The organism is Arthrobacter sp. K4-10C (assembly GCF_059090085.1).
On record NZ_JBNHFI010000003.1, the window covers coordinates 26,682 to 43,030 of the forward strand.

General features: G+C 60.8%; 12 protein-coding genes. 6 read left to right on the top strand and 6 right to left on the bottom strand.

Going from position 1 to position 16,349, the window contains the following annotated elements:
- The first annotated feature begins 146 nt into the window (after nucleotides 1-146).
- The 6 genes from AC5RUU_RS04665 (at nucleotide 147) to galE (ending at nucleotide 6,310) form a co-directional block, all read left to right on the top strand.
- Nucleotides 147-794, top strand: a complete 648-nt coding sequence (locus AC5RUU_RS04665) for a bifunctional 4-hydroxy-2-oxoglutarate aldolase/2-dehydro-3-deoxy-phosphogluconate aldolase (protein ID WP_493974051.1) — start codon at nucleotides 147-149, stop codon at nucleotides 792-794.
- A complete protein-coding gene (locus AC5RUU_RS04670; protein ID WP_493974052.1) occupies nucleotides 791-1,339 on the top strand; it encodes a P-loop nucleotide/nucleoside kinase family protein in 549 nt (182 codons plus the stop codon). Before AC5RUU_RS04665 ends, AC5RUU_RS04670 begins: the two co-directional genes overlap by 4 nt.
- A 349-nt stretch (nucleotides 1,340-1,688) precedes the next feature.
- Complete coding sequence (locus AC5RUU_RS04675; RefSeq protein WP_493974053.1) at nucleotides 1,689-3,101, top strand: MFS transporter; 1,413 nt, start codon at nucleotides 1,689-1,691, stop codon at nucleotides 3,099-3,101.
- Nucleotides 3,102-3,893: 792 nt separating this feature from the next.
- Nucleotides 3,894-4,286 carry a hypothetical protein gene (locus AC5RUU_RS04680; protein WP_174177549.1) on the top strand — a complete coding sequence of 131 codons (393 nt, stop codon included), beginning with the start codon at nucleotides 3,894-3,896 and terminating at the stop codon, nucleotides 4,284-4,286.
- Nucleotides 4,287-4,289: 3 nt separating this feature from the next.
- The gene (locus tag AC5RUU_RS04685) at nucleotides 4,290-4,997 is read left to right on the top strand and encodes an RES domain-containing protein (RefSeq protein WP_493974054.1); all 708 of its coding nucleotides are present in this window, start codon (nucleotides 4,290-4,292) and stop codon (nucleotides 4,995-4,997) included.
- Between the two features lie 305 nt (nucleotides 4,998-5,302).
- Nucleotides 5,303-6,310, top strand: a complete 1,008-nt coding sequence (galE, locus tag AC5RUU_RS04690) for a UDP-glucose 4-epimerase GalE (protein ID WP_493974055.1) — start codon at nucleotides 5,303-5,305, stop codon at nucleotides 6,308-6,310.
- Between the two features lie 464 nt (nucleotides 6,311-6,774).
- Here the strand turns inward: galE and AC5RUU_RS04695 are convergent, their stop codons facing one another.
- The 6 genes from AC5RUU_RS04695 to AC5RUU_RS04720 all read right to left on the bottom strand — a co-directional run bounded on the left by AC5RUU_RS04695 (nucleotide 6,775) and on the right by AC5RUU_RS04720 (nucleotide 16,348).
- On the bottom strand, nucleotides 6,775-8,376 hold the full coding sequence (locus AC5RUU_RS04695; RefSeq protein ID WP_493974056.1) for a DUF5597 domain-containing protein: 1,602 nt from the start codon (nucleotides 8,374-8,376) through the stop codon (nucleotides 6,775-6,777).
- A 110-nt stretch (nucleotides 8,377-8,486) separates the two neighbouring features.
- Entirely contained in the window at nucleotides 8,487-10,202 is a 1,716-nt protein-coding gene (locus tag AC5RUU_RS04700) for an ABC transporter ATP-binding protein (protein WP_493974057.1), read from the bottom strand.
- 138 nt (nucleotides 10,203-10,340) lie between these two features.
- Entirely contained in the window at nucleotides 10,341-11,855 is a 1,515-nt protein-coding gene (locus AC5RUU_RS04705) for a GH1 family beta-glucosidase (protein WP_493974058.1), read from the bottom strand.
- Nucleotides 11,856-11,912: 57 nt separating this feature from the next.
- Nucleotides 11,913-14,300, bottom strand: a complete 2,388-nt coding sequence (locus AC5RUU_RS04710; protein ID WP_493974059.1) for a glycoside hydrolase family 3 N-terminal domain-containing protein — start codon at nucleotides 14,298-14,300, stop codon at nucleotides 11,913-11,915.
- 207 nt (nucleotides 14,301-14,507) lie between these two features.
- The gene (locus AC5RUU_RS04715; RefSeq protein WP_493974060.1) at nucleotides 14,508-15,299 is read right to left on the bottom strand and encodes a carbohydrate ABC transporter permease; all 792 of its coding nucleotides are present in this window, start codon (nucleotides 15,297-15,299) and stop codon (nucleotides 14,508-14,510) included.
- A gap of 113 nt (nucleotides 15,300-15,412) precedes the next feature.
- Nucleotides 15,413-16,348 carry a carbohydrate ABC transporter permease gene (locus AC5RUU_RS04720; RefSeq protein ID WP_493974061.1) on the bottom strand — a complete coding sequence of 312 codons (936 nt, stop codon included), beginning with the start codon at nucleotides 16,346-16,348 and terminating at the stop codon, nucleotides 15,413-15,415.
- Nucleotide 16,349: the final 1 nt, after the last annotated feature.

Sequence of the window (16,349 nt, forward strand, 5' to 3'; positions counted from 1 at the left end):
GCCAGCCCCTTTGCTAAGTATGAGATCGATTGCTGAGATCGGTTGCAATAACAGTATGGATGGTGGGAGAGTTTGTCAACGACACTTCAACAGTGGCCCAGGTAACAACGAGCATCAACACGCCTGGGCCCCGAGAAAGGCCAGCCATGTACAAGAAACTTCGCACCCTGCAGACCATCGACGCATCAGGCGCCGTCCTCATCGTCCGCCTCGAGAACGCTGAGGTCGCAGAACGTGTTGCCGAAGCTGCCATCGCCGGAGGCTTCCGCGCCCTTGAAATCACACTCTCGATCCCTGGAGCCGTCGATGTAATCCGCCGGCTTTCGACCAGGCATAGCTCGAATGGAGTAGCGATCGGAGCCGGAACGGTGCTGGACGAGCACTCGGCCTACGAGTGCATCCGCGCCGGGGCTGAATTCCTCGTCAGTCCCCAGCTGAACCCGGCAATGCTCCGGACAGCAAACCGGTACCAGATACCCACCATCAGCGGGGCCTACACACCCACTGAGCTTGTTAACTCCGCCGAGGCGGGCGCTGACATCCTCAAGCTCTTCCCCACCGAGGCTGGCGGCATCCCCTATGCCAAGTCCGTGCTCGCCCCGCTTGCCCATCTGCCGATCATGCCGGCAGGCGGGGTAACCGTAGAGAACGTCGGCGAATGGTTCGCGGCGGGCGTAGCAGGTGTCGGCGTCGGCAGCTACGTGACCAAAGCATGGCAGCCGGACGGCGACTTTACCCGTGTCACCACAGCCGCGGAGGAGTTCCTGTCAGCTGTGGCAGAGGCCCGCCGATGACAGTCCCCAGCGTCTTTATTATTATTGGCCCGGCCGGCTCAGGGAAAACGACGGTCGCGCAGAAAACAGCAAAAGAACACAACGCGGCATACCTGGACAAGGACCGGGTCTGCGGACGCTTTGTCGAGTTCGCGCTGAAGGCGACCGGACACGACCCCACCGACCGGGAGTCCAACGACTACTATCGCGACAACCTGCTTCCCCTCGAGTACGAGACACTCATGGACGTGGCCGGGGCCAACCTGCGCCTGGGCCGGTCCGTCGTGCTCGATGCCCCTTTCGGAGCCTACTTCGACGAACCGGATTTTCTGACGCGTGCGGCAGAAAAGTTCCATTGGCCACCGTCTGAGACCACGGTAGTGCGGGTGAGGGTCCCCCAGGACCTTCTGCGGGACCGGATTGCCCGCCGCGGCCTGGAACGGGACCAGTGGAAACTTTCCCATTGGGAGGAATACTGGTCCGTCTACGGGAGCTTGGAATGCGCGTGGTCCGGAGCCCGGTTCGTGGACTACAACAACGAGACACCCCTTCCGGCGGAGGGGTAATGACTGAACCAGCAGACCAGCTCAGTTCGGCCAGTTCTACGCCGGCCGCTCTTACAGCTCCCAGCATGAACGGGCCACACCACTCCTAATCCGGCCGAGGCAGCACGTCTGCCTCCAGAGCACAAAGCGGTTCCCCTCCCCCAGAAGCGGCAAGGCCAGAAGCTGCGACGCGGCTCACAAAAAACGTTGACAAGCCTCGTTTGTCGCCCGTAGTGTTTGTTGCAACCGATCTCTGCAACCGATCTCAGCAACCGATCTTATTAGTTCCGGTGAGCAGCCGGAGCACCGATCGCCCCCGGCTCGACCCGTAACCCTTCCTCATCAGCAACGTGAAAGTATGGAGAGTTCAATGAAGACCTCAAAAGACGCGCTCGACAGCTCGGGCCTTCCGGAAGTGCCGGAGCCGCCCCGGCGCTCCGTCAACATGGTGGCAGGCACGATCGGCCACTTTGTGGAGTGGTACGACTGGTACATCTACGGGCTGCTGGCAGCGGTGTTCGCGTCACAGATATTCCCAAGCGAGAATCCGTTCGCGTCCCTTGTCGCAGCGCTGCTCACCTACGCGGTCGGTTTTGTTGTACGCCCGCTCAGCGGAATCATCATTTCGCCGCTGGCCGACCGCTACGGCCGCCGGCTCATCCTGACGCTGTCCATCTCCGGGATGGCGCTCGGCTCTCTGATCATCGGCCTCACCCCTTCATTCGCGACGATCGGCTACGCAGCACCTGTTCTCTTTCTGGTTGCACGCATCCTCCAGGGAATCTCGGCCGGCACCGAGCAGCAGAGCGCCATCGCGTTCATGGTCGAACACGCTCCCGCGAACCGGAGGGGCCTGTTCGGCTCGTTCTCCAACATGGCAAGCGGCCTCGCGACCCTCGCAGCGACCGGTTCGGCCGCGATCGTGACATCATCCTTTGCTCCCGCCGAACTCGCAGCCTGGGGTTGGCGCATCCCCTTCGTTGTGGGCGGCGTCCTCGGCGTCGCCGGTCTCATCCTGCGGGCCCGCTCGGATGAGACCCCTGAATTTGAGGCAGCTGCCCTCGTCGATCAAAAGTCCGCCTGGGCGCGCCTGAAAGACCTGCTCCGCGAACACCCGAAGGCTCTGCTCCAGGCAGCGGCACTCTCTGCCCCGGCCGTGGCCTACTACACCTGGGCCACTTTCCTCCCCACCTACGCCAAGCTGACCACCGGCCGGGACCTGTCCTCCACACTTGCCGGAAGCGTTATCGGGCTGGCCTTGCTCGTGATCATCGTGCCGGTCTGTGGATACCTTTCGGACCGCCTCGGCCGACGCAAGATCTTCCCCATCATCGGCGCCATCGGCATGATCGTGCTCTTCTACCCCTTGCTCCTGCTGCTGAACCAGCCAGGCTTCTGGGTATACGTTCTGGTGTCGGCATCCGGGTGGGTAGTTCTCGGAATTTGGCAGGCCGTTTACCCGACAATCCAGGCCGAGCTGTTCCCGGCCTCAGTACGGGTAGCAGGCATCGGCTTCGCACACCAGATCGTCATTGCCGTCTTCGGTGGCACCGCACCACTTATCGCCGCTGCATTCGTCGGCGCCGGACAGCCCATGTTCGTTGCGTACTACATGATCGCCATTGTCACGCTCGCCCTCATCGTCTACTTCACGCTCCCCGAGACCGGCAGCAAGGGCCCGCGTGCCACCGTCGCACCGGCAGACCCCGAAGTGCTGGAAGGCGAGCACCTGCTCTTCGATGCTCCACACGGCGGGATCCAGACGAAGGATTCCAAGCCGTAGGCGTCCTTTCTCCTGCCCTCGTGACCACATAACGCCCCCGCACTTCGGGGATCGCCCTCGACCGAAACTCTGGTCGAGGGCGATCCCATGCCCGGCCAAGGCCAGCAACGGCACAAGTGATTCGCGGACACCTTTAAAGTTCGCCCTTTCCGGAAACAGGCGCAGTCCGGCGGAACCTCATATCCCGATTGAACTACACCCCAACCTGACGTCAAAGCCGCCTGACAAGGGAGGATTTTGCCTGTGGGCGGAGTTCCTGATTGTTCTCCGAGGGCCCGCCCCGTCACGCCAGGTGACATAGCCACCCCTGCCCCAAACGGGCTTCATCAAAGTGTGGATTCTTTGGACTGCTTCCACGATTCTTGAGCTACCCCACCCGGTTTCCTTCCGCTCGACTGTCAGGGTGGGTTCTGAGAACATCATGAGCCACCGTCAATAAAGCGGAATTTCGCACTATTCTGACGCCAACGCACGAATCGGCGGGTGCCGCCGGGTCATGAGAACCTTAGGACTTAGGGCGAAAGTGATGATGCGTGATCTGGCGGCTAGCATCAGCCGCGCACCCGTGGGCCCTTGAGTTCGCGTGTCAGATGACTATCCGTCGCGAGTCTACGGCGAGACGACCTCCGAGTATCCGCGACCGGGGCACGAAAGGGCCCTTGCTATCGCTTCCGTTCCCCAGGACATAACTCGACGCCACTTGACCACAACGCCATTACCGGCGTTCCGACCTGTGATCCCGGGTGTGATTGGACCGTTGAAACATACTGCTGTTCATGGCACCATGAAAGCATGACAGCCGTTGCAGGAGCCCGTGGAGGGCTCAAAGCGCACCAGGATTCCATTCGGCTTTCCGAGCCTGAACTGGTTCGGGATCTGCGGGACATCCTGGGGGCGAAGCTCGTTGCGTACATCGGCTCGGTCAAGGAAACCCGGGCCGTGCGTCAGTGGGCCGACGGTGAGCGGAAACCGTCAGCCGAGGTCATGACCCGGCTGCGTCATGCCTACCACGTCGCAGCTCTGTTGGCTGAGCGGGACTCCCGGTCCGTGGTCCAAGCCTGGTTCCAGGGAATGAACCCCCAACTGGACGATGTGCCGCCAGCGCGACTACTGCGCGAAGGCCAGGTCGACGACGCGGCACAGGCGGTCCTTGCCGCTGCCAGGGCATTCGCGGCAGCAGGCTGACGGGTGGTTTACGAGCAACAACTGGCAACAGCCGCTGTTAACACTCGGGTATGGCGCATTGGTTTCCGCCCGGATCCTTGGGCGTGGAGTGGCTGGGAGTGGGCAACCGATGGCAGGTTCCCCGGCCGGTGGGATGACCTGCACGGAAACTTCCGGACCGTCTACGCCGGCTCAAGCCTGAGGGCATGCCTGCTCGAGGTGCTCACCGCCTTCCGCCGTGACGCGAGGCTAGCGATGGAGCTGGACGAGATCGTCGAGGATGACGAAGATGCGGGGCTGCACCCGACACTGGTATCCGGGCAGGTGCCCCGGGAATGGCTTGACGCCCGCGCGGCGACGTCAGCCGAACTTACCGGCACCTACTGCGCCGTGACGGACTCCCGGTCCATCGCTGTCCTCCATCCGCACTTCATCGGAGTGGCTCTCAGCCTCGGACTCTTAGACCTGGACGCCGCAGCCCTAAAAGATGCTCGGCCGCGCCGGTTGACCCAGTCAATCGCCGCTTGGATCTACGAGACAACCGTCCTCGATGGGGTTACCTTCGCGTCCCGCCATGGCGACGACCTGAGGCTCTGGGCAATCTTCGAACGGCCAGGCGACCCTTTCGTCGGCCCGAAGCTAACGCACGCCCGGCCCGAGGAACTGCACCACGACAGCGATGCGATCAAGGACGCCTTCCGGATGCTCGGCCTGACATGGAGGACTGAATAGTCCGCTCCCCCGCCGCTCCTCGCCCTAGCTTGACGGAATATCCATTATCGGCGATTGAATTAGGGCAGGGGGAGTGCCCCAAAAGGTCTTTTGGCTTCGGTCGTCGAAGTTCGGGGATTTGTCGTGGCTACTCCCATGTGGGCGATGATGTCGGCCGCCAGGTCATAACTGATGAGGACCCAAAACCTGCTGCGCGAAGAGTTGCCTGAAGCGCTACAACTTTCGGGACAACAACACGAATCCGTGATAGATTTTGTTAGATAATGTGATCTTCTGGTACTGGTGCCGATCGAGGCAGGAACTTCTTGAAAATTTTGGTAACGGGCGGCGCCGGGTACATCGGTTCCCACGCTGTTCTTTCGCTGCAGGAAGCCGGCCATGACGTGGTCGTCATCGACAACCTCGTGAACTCCAGCGAGGAATCGCTGCGCCGCGTGGCCGAGCTGAGCGGCAAAGCCGCGGAGTTCCATGAGGTGGACCTGGTGGACGAGGCCGCCGTTGAGCAGGTGTTTGCCGGCGCAGGTATCGACGCCGTCATTCACTTCGCCGGCCTCAAGGCCGTGGGGGAATCAGTGCAGGAGCCCCTGAAGTACTACTACAACAACCTGGTAGGCACCTTGAATCTGATCCGCGTCATGGACAGGCATGACGTCCGCTCCGTCGTCTTCAGCTCCTCCGCTACGGTCTACGGGGAGCACAACCCCATTCCCTACGTGGAGAAGATGGAGATCGGCGCCAACAACCCCTACGGGCGCACCAAGGAACAGATTGAGGACGTCCTCTCCGACCTCGGCTCGGCTGACTCCCGCTGGCACATAGCACTGCTGCGCTACTTCAACCCGGTGGGTGCACACCCCTCAGGCCGGATTGGCGAGGACCCGCAGGGCATCCCGAACAACCTGGTGCCGTTCATCGCGCAGGTGGCCGTGGGCCGGCGCGAGAAGCTGATGGTCTTCGGCGGTGACTACGACACCCCGGACGGCACCTGCCTGCGCGACTACATCCACGTGGTGGATCTCGCGGAAGGGCACGTCGCTGCCCTGAACTACATCGCGGACCGCACCGGCGTGTTCCGCTGGAACCTCGGCTCCGGCAAAGGGTACTCGGTCCTCGAGGTCCTGCATTCTTTCGAGAAGGCCGTTGGCAAGCCCATCCCCTACGAAATCACCGGCCGCCGCGCGGGCGACTTGCCCGCCTTTTGGGCCGACGCCACGTCCGCACTGGGCGATCTGAGCTGGTCCGCCACCAAAACCGTTGACCAAATGTGCAAGGACCACTGGCGCTGGCAGAAAAATAACCCGGCTGGCTACTGATCGAGAACCGCGTGCAAAATCGGTCGCCGAGGTAGCCGTGTGCCGGCGGCTAGACACTTTCCGGCATCCCCGGCTGTGTACACCAGGCGCTCCGCCGGGCACCAGGCCCCGCATAAGCATGGGCCGCTAGCTGCGGCGTTCGTAGACTTCTCCGCACGGCACAGATTGGTCGACCGCCACTTGGTACGTCGTTTCGCTGTGCCTGGTGACGGAAATACCCGTTCTTCTCCTGAGCGCCTCAGGTATCAGTTCTTGAACGGCCCTATTCAAGGCTGCGTCTCTGGTTCTGGCGTCGCTGACGCTGATGTCCAAATGCAAGGGGCGGGAGTAAGGCAACGTGCCCTCCAAAAGTGATGAAATCAGATCGAATGGGATTATGTCACCGTGGTTTTCGGTCGGTCCCGGAGACGTCCAAATCCGCAAAGCGGGCCTGGTCTTCACCGGAGGGGACACCCGGCTGTCGGTCAATATTTGTAGACGGAAACCCGGGTGATACCTGCGTCCGGTATCCGGGTCGGGATGATACGTCCCGGAAGCAACGGCGCCCCGGCGAACGGGAAGGAAATCAGCGTTCCGCCGCCTGTCTCGTCGCCATTAAGGTGCCGCAGCGGCCGCAGTTTTCCGTTGTCGAGACGGTATTGGGTGGCAGATGCGAAGGAGGCTTGTTCGGGCTCACTTGCGGCCAGTGTGATCCAAAAACCTCGCCCAATTATAAAGAGCCCATCCCCGTCTTCAATGGCGACACCGTACGCGGGGTAAACAGGGGTGACAGTGCCCAACTCATCTTTGGAATGGATCATGATTGTGGCGTTGCTGAGTTGCAGCTGGGCTCCGGGCTGAGCCGCGGAGAGCACGAATGCTTCGACGGCGGCCTCGGGGTTCTCACGGATGAGGAGTGCGGCAGCTTTGAGCAGGTGATATGCGTCCACAAGCTGAAGGTTGTCCGGATCGGAAGGGTCGAGGCTGTCTACCCCAAACAGGGAGACTCCGAGCGCCCGGTGTGTTCCTAGAGCGGAGAACATCTGGGCGATGCCTATGGTGTCCGCGCGCAACTCCGGGATAAAAAGACGACCTCTGCGGCTCTGGTACGCCTCAAAGACTTCCTCGCTTTCATCAACGTACATGTCAACAGCAAGGAAGTGCAGTTGGGGTGCAAGGCTTTCCCAGATGGCTGCCACCGGCATGACAGGACCACCGCTGGGATAGTCCCCCGGCCGCTTTCCGCCCGCCACGGCTATGGGGCCGTCGAGGACACTGTCGGCATCTAACCATGCGTTCACGAAAAGGGGTATATCGTGCTCGGCGGCGCCGGCTGCTGCAACCTTTCCAACGTACGCCGCGAATGCGGCGGCCATGAAGGCTTCGTCACGGCGGTCACCCTCGGGGAACACCTCTGACCACGTTCCGCTCCGGCAGGATCCGTGATCCAGCCATTCTTGATGCACCGGCATTGACGGGTCGCTGGCGACAGCCTCCACCACCTTTGCGGGAACGGCTGAAGCAAAGGCTGCTTCTGCAAGCTGACCTCGGTCGCGTGTGTCTCCCAAAAGTCCGATTTCGTTCTCTACCTGCACTGCCAGGACAACGTTGTTGGTGTCCACTGCCGCGATATGACGCATCAGCTGGGCAAAAGCGCGTGCGTCGGCTTGGCAGGATTCGAGCCCGAAAACCGAAAGATGCTCGACCCTACGTCCGTTGCTTATGACGGCCCGGGGGAATCGATCAAGGTTCGTCTTGACCCAACGAGGTACGTAGGTTGACACGGCATTCTTCCAAGAACCGAACCACAGCGGAATCAGCCGCATTCCGAGGGCCGACGCGGTATTGATCATGGCGTCGATCAGCACGAAGTCGAAAACGCCTTCCTCAGGTTCGAAGAGGTCCCAGGCTACCGGTGCAAGAACGGTATTGGCGCCCAGCCGCTGAACCGTTGTAAATGATTCATTGATAGCATCGACCGTGCTGGAGCTCGAGTTATGGACTTCGGCCCCCACGATGGGAAACGGGGCACCATCGACCGACATATATGGTCCGCTCCAGCCAGTCGTTGCAGTGCTGTCAATCATTTCTGTCTCCAAGTTTAGATGGGCGTAAAACCCGATGCGGCACCGGGATGATGATGTCTACCCGCGTCGCGCTGAGCAGGTGCGATTAAAGACCCCGACATGCTGCCCCTTCACTTCACTTGAAGGAAGTGAAGTTTCGCGTAGGCGCCATGGGCTGCGAGAAGGTCCTCGTGAGTCCCCGTTTCGACTATGCGGCCGCCGTCGAGGACAACTATTCGGTCCGCGGAGCGAATGGTTGAGAGTCTGTGGGCAACAATCAACGTGGTCCGTCCGTGTCGCAAGTTAGCAAGCGCGTTCTGGACGAGTCGCTCCGACTCGCCGTCGAGAGCGCTAGTTGCTTCGTCGAGCAGGAGAATCCGCGGATCCCTGATGAGGGCACGCGCGATGGAAATTCGCTGTCGCTGTCCGCCGGATAGCCGGGCTCCACGTTGTCCCAGCAAGGTGTCGAGTCCGTCTGGAAGCGCTTGAACGAAGTCCAGGGCGTTCGCGTCCTGAAGTGCTTTCCGGATTGATTTGTCATCGACGTGTTCAAGTCCGTAGGCGATGTTCTCCCTGATCGATCCGGAGAACAGCACGGACTCCTGAGGCACCACGGAGATATGCCGACGCACGGTGCGCAGGTCGAGTGTTTCCATGTCGGTGCCATCCAGCAGGAGACGCCCTCCGGTTGGTCGGAGAAAGCCGAGGGTCAAATTCAGCACCGTAGATTTGCCCGATCCGGACTTTCCCACGAAAGCGATTGTTTCACCCGGCTTGATGTCTAAGTCGAGGCCTTTGATCGCGAGGTCTTCTCCTTCGGGGTAGCGAAAGTCGACCTGTTCGAATGTTAGGCGCCCCTCTACACGACGTACCTGATGCTTGCCGCTGCTTCGCTCAATGTCCGGGTCCTGGAGCACCTCGGCGATTGACCGCAGTGACTCGCGCCCTTTTGTGAGTAAGGGGGCGAGGTTGAGAAGGTTAACGACTGAATTGATGAGCATCACAAAGTAGGTACTGAGCAGTACTACTTGTCCTGGGGTGATCGGTAGGATGCCGCTGACGGAGAGCAGTGCCGCACCGATCAGGCAGGCTATGGACAGCATTTGAAAGGAACCCCAGGCAAGCGCGCTGAACCGGCCGTTGAGCACGTCAAGGCTGAACCCGGAATCACGCACAGCCTTTGCTGTGGTGAGAACCCGTCGGGTAGCCACCTTTTCAAGGCCATGCGCCCGGGTTATTGGCAGCAGTGTTGCCATCTCCCCTACCTGCGAGGAGAACCTTTCGATGTCCCGGCGGAATAGTTCATTCCTCTGGTCTGAGCGGCTGCGCACTCCGCGAACGAGCACGGCGGATAGCGGCACAACAAACACGAACAACAGCAGGAAGGCTGGCACCTGAAGGGCGAGCACCGTTATTGCCCCCAAGATCACGCCCAGACCTGAGAGCAGCGGGTTGGCGCCCTGTTGAAGCATCAATTCGACGTTCTCGACGTCACGAACAACCTTGGTTTGCATGACGGACGAGCTAGACCTTGTATGGAATCCGATGGACAGAGCCTGGAGCCGGTGCGCCAGCTGGTTCCGCAGGGAGACGCCGAGGTCGCGGACAGTAGCGCTGACCAACCGAACGAACGTCTGGCTGGCGGGGTAGTTCAAAGCGACCAATGCCACCGCGATGAGGCCCAGTAGTACGAGATCCTTGACGGGGCCCCCTGCGATCACGGTGTCGATTACGGCCGATGTGATCACGGGCAGCACCCATACCGGGCTGTCTTTCACGAGGTAGGCGACCGCTGCAAGCGACAGCTTGAGCCGCGCTGGTTTGAGTTCCCGTGCCAGTCCCGTCAAGGGAGCGTCGACCGTTATAGGAGACTGTGCAGAGTCTTGCCTGCTCGGTCTGCTGGGTGAGGCGTGTGACCGCCAGTTGAACGTCACCGGGCTACTTCTTGGGGATGTGGTTTGCCGCCGTCGTAGGTCACGCCGCCTTTAGTCCAAACTCGCGCCGGTTGTGAGTGATTCCTTAGCCTGAAGAGCCGGCGCCTGGTTTTGATTGTGCTGACTGTCGACCGACATCTCGCGCAGGGTTGGGATGGTTTTTGACGCGCAGAGTTGCGCGAACCAGTGGGAGCTGAGTTTTGGGGTCCGCTCGAGGGTGTCGTAGTCGACGTGGATAATCCCGAACCGAGGTCCGTATCCGGCGGCCCATTCGAAGTTGTCCAAGAGCGACCAAACCAGGTATCCAACAATGTTGGCTCCGCGTTGACGGGCGCGGTCCGTCGCCGTGAGGTGTTCGATGAGGAAGCGTGTGCGAGCAAGGTCAATGACAGCTTGGCTGCCCTGTAGCGAGACAATTTCGTCAGGAAACGCTGCTCCATTTTCCATCACCATGATCGGCAACTTGGGATATTCAGCGGAAAGGGCGACTAGGTGGTCTTCCAAGCCTTGGGGTTCGATCCCCCAGTCCATCCCGGTCCGCTCAAGATCGCCGCGTCGGACGAATTCGATTCTTTCCGAACCCGGGAATGCGGTGCCGCCGTCCTTTTCAGTTACGGGGTCGAAAGCCGGGTTTAGGCGCACATGCATGACTTCGTAGTAGTTGACGCCGAGGAGGTCGATCGGTTGGTGACTGATTTGCAAGTCTCCGGGCTGGACGAAACTCCAGTCCGTAAATTTTCGGGTGTCGGCGAGAAGGTCGGCGGGGTATTCGCCGTCGAGCATTGGCCCGGTGAATACGCGATTGGCCACGGCGTCGAACAGGCGAGCAGCTTCTGCGTCTTCTGGTGTTTCAGCCTGGACACGGAAGATGTTGAGTGCCACCGAGATATGGGCGTCAATCCGGGTTATGGTTCGCCGGAGGGCTTTGACGGCAAGCCCATGGGAAAGGTTGAGGTGATGGGCAGCGATGAGCGCATCCTCGTGGCTTGTTCCACCAGGCGCGAACGCTCCGCTGCCGTAGCCGGAGAAGGAGTTATTCCAGGGCTCGTTATGGGTCGACCAGATGAAGACGCGGTCACCGAGCGCCTCGCCCATGACCTCTGCGTACTTTTCGAAGGCGAAAGCGGTCTCGCGTCCACGCCAACCGCCGTACTTGTCCTCCAGTGCCTGAGGCAGGTCCCAGTGATTGAGCGTCACGATTGGTTGGATGCCGCGCGCCAGCAGATTGTCCACGAGACGTGAGTAGAAGCCCAGGCCTTCGGCGTTTACCTCCCCCTCGCCGGTGGGCATGACGCGGGACCACGAGATCGAGAAGCGGTAGGCATCAAGGTTGAGGGCGTCCATCAGGCCGAGGTCCTCGTCGACACGGTGATAGTGGTCCGCGGCGACGTCTCCCGTTGCCCCGTCCTCGGTTTTTCCTGGCGTGTGGCTGAAGGTATCCCAGATGGACGGGCCGCGTCCCCCTTCGTTTGCGCCGCCTTCGATTTGGTAGGCGGCTGTCGCGGCGCCCAGGATGAATGAAGGTGGTAGATCGATGTGTCCAGCATCGAGGAGACCGTTGTACATGGCCAGTCCTTTCGCATCGGTCGTTTGACCGCGTTGTAATTCGCTGCAGCGGGTGGTTTATGGCAAATCTGCGGTGAGTATCAGGGATGTCGAATCAGTGAGGAATACCCGGCTGTCCGTCACGTCTGCTGTCCCGCCTGTGACGTTCAGGAGAGCGCTCAGCGGACGGTGGCCGGAGGATGAGCCGACTGAGATGGACATCGGTCCCGCTTCAACGATCCACCTGCCCTCGAGCGACAGGTAGGCCAGGAGCGCGAGTTGAAGCCTGAAAGCTACTGTTGCCTCCTGGCCGGGTTCCAGGATGATTCGCTGGAATCCGGCAAGTTGCAGCGCAGGTCGTGACAGCCCCAGAGCCTCGTCTTCGATGTACAGCTGGACCACTTCGGTACCGGGGCGCTCCCCGCTGTTGGTCACCGTCACCGACACCTCAATCTCGCCATCCGCGGCCACAGATGCCTCACTGAGAGTGAGTGCTGAATACGTGAAGTTGGTGTAGCTAAGACCGTGACCAAACGGATAGAGCGGTGTTGAGGCCTCGTCCACGTATCCGCCGTGGTCGTCGCCCTCGCGGCGGCGGTAACCGCTGCCGAACCGCTGGCCTGAGTGGATAGGTACCTGCCCGCTGGACCTCGGAAGAGTGTACGGGAGGCGCCCTTGCGGCTCGCTGGCGCCGGTGAGAACGTCCACGACAGCGCCGGTGCCGTGTTCGGAACCGAAGTAGCCGAGTACGAGCGCGTTCAGCTTAGGTTCGATATCGCCCAGTGCGACCGGCCGGCCCGAGAAGAGTACGCCCACAAGCGGGATGTCCAGGGTGGCGATCGCATGGACGAGCTCGCGCTGTGATTCCGGGAGCCGCACATCGGAGGCGTCTGCGCCTTCACCTTCGGTGCGTTCGGAGAAGAACCACCGGGCCAGCCCGCCGAGAGCGAGGACAATGACGTCCGCGCCGCGCGCCGCTTCCAGCGCGGCGGGGATTTTCTCGGTGCCGCCGTCAACGTCACAGCCTTCGGAAACCACTATCGTCGCGTTCGGTAATGCAGCTCGCAGGGCGTCGCTGAGCGACACGGCACCGTATTGGGTCTGAGCGTACTCATCCTCGCCCATTGATAGGAGGTCGCCGATCTCGCTTTCCACGTATGCCACGTCCGGCTGGAAGGTCGTCTCATCCACTCCGACCATGGAGCTCGCCATGCCACTGCGCAGAGCGCGTGTCAGGGCAATGAAAGCGGGGAACGTATAAGGGGCGAATGCCGCGCCGGCAGCATTCGCGTGAGGACCGATGATCGCGATGCGGGGTGCGGCGCCGGGCGCCGCACCCGGAAGGGGCAGAACTCCGTCGTTCTTCAGCAGAGTGATCGACTCGTGCGCGAGCCGCGACGAGAGTCCACTGCCTTCCTTGGCAAGTGACGTCACTGTGATCGGATCAGCGCCGACGTAGGGGTTCTCGAACAGCCCGAGCTCGAACTTGTGAGTAAGGACCCGCAATACCGCCTCATCGATGAGCGCCTCCGTGATCTCGCCATCATGAACGGCGGAGACAAGGGCCTCGCCGTAGCCATACGGGGCCGGTAACTCTACGTCGATTCCCGCGCGCATCCCCAGCACGGCTGCTTCGCGTGCGTTGCTCGCGGCCCGGTGGTGGATGACGAGGTTCTCAATCGATCCCCAGTCAGACACCACGGTTCCTTCAAAGCCCAGTTCGTCCCGCAGCAGGTGCCGGAAGATCCGAGGATCAGCCGCTGCGGGTACGCCATCCCAATCGGAGAGGGAATTCATGACCGAATCCAGGCCGGCGAGACTAATGGCGGCAGCGAACGGACGGGCATAGACCTCCCGGAGCTCACGCTCGCCCAGGTTCACAGACGCCATGTTCAAGCCTGCTTCACTCATGGCGTACCCAAGGAAATGTTTGCCGGTGGCGATCACACCGTCCCGCAACGACGCTCCCCGCAGGTTCCGGACGAACGAAACTCCGAAAGCGCTCACGAGGTAGGGATCCTCGCCATATGTTTCATGTACACGCCCCCATCTTGCGTCTCTTGCAACATCAAGCACCGGAGATAGCGCATGGTGGAATCCGACCGCGCGCATTTGCCGGCGGGTCAGCGCAGCCATTTCACCGACCGCTTCCGGATCCCAGGTTGCGGCAAGGCCGATGGCTGTGGGGAAGGAGGTGAAGCTGGGTGCGTTGACGCCGTTCAGCGCCTCCACGTGCATGATGGCGGGAATACCCAAGCGGGTGTTCTCCACCAGATACCGTTGAACCGCGTTGTTGAGCCGCGCGACCTCGGCAGCAGTCCTTGGGAATCCCCCCATATGAGGTTCTACATATCCGATGCCATCGCCAAGCTTGCCGGCGGCGATCCCGGGACGAATGCCGTCTGCGTCAAACAGCATCGTCGGCACCAGCGAGGTCAGCTGTGCGACCTTCTCCGAGATGGTCATCTGTGTAAGCAGATCAACGGCTCGAGAGCGCGCTTCCTCCACGTTTTGCTCCTAAAGTTCTTTGTTGCGTGGTGCACCCAGCGTTGCCTCCACGCTGATGGTGATCAGCGCATCGTCCGCTCGGCGACTGTTCATGGTGGTGCCGGGCCGGCAGACAGCATCCGAGATGAGTCGCCTACCGGCCGCTGACAAAGCTGCTAGGGAACTTCAGCCCTTGACACCCGAGGAGACGGTGGAACGGATGAAGTACCGCTGGGCGAAGAAGAAGATCGACAGCACAGGCAGGATATACAGCACGGCAGCAGCGGCCTGCACGGTGGGAATGGTGTTTCCGTTAGGGTCCTGGTACCAGGCGGTGATGGCCACCGAGAGGGTCGTGTGGTCAATGTCCAGCAACAGCGCGGGGGCGATGTAATCACCCCATGTCCACGTGAACGACAACAGGAATGATGTGATCAGGACCGGGCGGGAGAGGGGAAGGAAGATCTGGACGAAAATTCTGAACCAGCCGGCACCATCCATGATGGCCGCGTCCTCCAGTTCACGCGGGAGCGAGGAAAAGAACTGCCGGAACAGGAACACCATGTACGGTGATGCTGCCAGACCCCACAGGATCCAGGGCCAGTAGGTGTTTACCAGCCCGATTTGCGAGAAGAGAACGTACGTGGGCAGCAGCGTCAGAATCTGCGGGATCATCATGGTCGAGAGCAGAACCAGGAACAATGCTTTTTTCCCTGGGGCCCTGAGCCGGGCGAAACCGAAGCCCACCGTGGCGCTCGATATGGTGATCAGAACCGAATAGGTCGTGGCGAGGAACAGAGAGTTGACCGTGTAGCCGAAGAAGTCCATCTGGGTGACGGCGTCGACGAAGTTGTTCCATTGCGCCTTATCAGGCAGAACCTGGATCGGAAACGAAGCCCATTCAGCGGGCGTCTTCAACGCCGCAAGTACCAGCCACAGGAACGGGCCGATGAAGAACACCGACAGGAGCAGAATCAAAATGTAGAGTATCGCCGGTGGCCGCTTATCCTTCCGGGCCTTTTCAGCCTTCGGAGTTCGCGTTCGCGGTGCCGCAGGTGTCGACCCCACGGCCGTTTCACGCTCAGTCGTAGTCATCGGGTTGCTCCTTCTTTCTCGGCTTCCGTGTCGACTTCGTAGTAGACCCAGGACTGGCTCGACCGCAGGAAGAGCAACGTCAGACCGAGGATGATGAGGAAGAACACCCATAGCATTGCCGATCCGTAGCCGAAACGGTTGCTGAGGAAGAACTCCTGGTACACCTGCACCATGTACAAGGTGTTGCTGTCCGGTACACCGCTGACCTTCGAGATCCCCGCCGAGCTTGTCAGGAGCAGGGGCTGAATGAAGACCTGCAATGCGGCGATAACGCCAGTGATCACCTGAAAGAAAAGGATCGGTGAAATCATCGGTACTGTCACGTGCCGGAAGACGGACCAGCGGCCGGCACCGTCGATGGTGGCCGCTTCCTCCAGCTCAGCCGGAACTCCCTGAAGAGCGGCGAGCATGATGATCATGCCTGCGCCCAGACCCCAGAGCATAAGGATAATCAGGGCGAAAAAGGCGGTCGGGTCCAGAAGCCACGCGATCGGCTGGATTCCTGCGGCACCCAAAAGAGCGTTAAGGATGCCGGAGTCCCTGTTGAAAACAAGTTTCCACATGATCGCCATGGCTACCACCGGTACGACTGAGGGCAGGAAGAACAATGTCCTCCACAGTCCCAACGCCCTCAGCCTCCGGTTGATAATCATCGCCAGACCAAGAGATCCGCCGATGGTGATTGGTACAACGATAGCGGTGAACAGCAACGTCCTAAGGAGCGCCATCCATGCCTCGCCGTCACTGAACAGCTCGACGTAGTTACTAAGACCAACCCATTTGAAGCGGGGAGAACTGCCGTCGAAGTTGGTGAGGCTCACAAGCAACCCGAACACCATGGGCAACGCCGTCAGCAGCACGAAACCTATTACCCAGGGCCCGACGAAGGCGTAAAAGGCCTTCTTCGGGTAGCGGGACCACTTGCGTGCCATA

Coding starts and splice junctions, on each gene's coding strand:
- AC5RUU_RS04670 (WP_493974052.1), top strand. CDS start 791: ATGACAGTCCCCAGCGTCTTTATTATTATTGGCCCGGCCGGCTCAGGG.
- AC5RUU_RS04665 (WP_493974051.1), top strand. CDS start 147: ATGTACAAGAAACTTCGCACCCTGCAGACCATCGACGCATCAGGCGCC.
- AC5RUU_RS04695 (WP_493974056.1), bottom strand. CDS start 8,376: ATGATTGACAGCACTGCAACGACTGGCTGGAGCGGACCATATATGTCG.
- AC5RUU_RS04710 (WP_493974059.1), bottom strand. CDS start 14,300: ATGACCATCTCGGAGAAGGTCGCACAGCTGACCTCGCTGGTGCCGACG.
- AC5RUU_RS04705 (WP_493974058.1), bottom strand. CDS start 11,855: ATGTACAACGGTCTCCTCGATGCTGGACACATCGATCTACCACCTTCA.
- AC5RUU_RS04675 (WP_493974053.1), top strand. CDS start 1,689: ATGAAGACCTCAAAAGACGCGCTCGACAGCTCGGGCCTTCCGGAAGTG.
- AC5RUU_RS04720 (WP_493974061.1), bottom strand. CDS start 16,348: ATGGCACGCAAGTGGTCCCGCTACCCGAAGAAGGCCTTTTACGCCTTC.
- AC5RUU_RS04680 (WP_174177549.1), top strand. CDS start 3,894: ATGACAGCCGTTGCAGGAGCCCGTGGAGGGCTCAAAGCGCACCAGGAT.